This window comes from Pseudoduganella ginsengisoli (assembly GCF_009720865.1).
Classification (GTDB): domain Bacteria; phylum Pseudomonadota; class Gammaproteobacteria; order Burkholderiales; family Burkholderiaceae_D; genus Rugamonas; species Rugamonas ginsengisoli.
In genome coordinates, this window is record NZ_WNLA01000101.1 from 1 (window position 1) to 321 (window position 321).

Below are 321 nucleotides of genomic sequence, written 5' to 3' on the forward strand. Positions count from 1 at the left end.
TAAGCACGCTTATGCCATTGCACTATTAGCACGATGTCCGACCGTACCTAGCGTACCTTCGAACTCCTCCGTTACACTTTAGGAGGAGACCGCCCCAGTCAAACTGCCTACCATGCACTGTCCCCGACCCGGATTACGGGCCAAGGTTAGAACCTCAAACAAACCAGGGTGGTATTTCAAGGATGGCTCCACGAGAACTGGCGTCCCCGCTTCAAAGCCTCCCACCTATCCTACACAGATTGGTTCAAAGTCCAATGCAAAGCTACAGTAAAGGTTCATGGGGTCTTTCCGTCTAGCCGCGGGTAGATTGCATCATCACAA

At 52.0% G+C, this 321-nt stretch carries 1 rRNA gene; it reads right to left on the reverse strand.

The features are described from left to right. A 23S ribosomal RNA gene (locus tag GM668_RS30370) occupies positions 1-321 on the reverse strand; the annotation flags it as partial.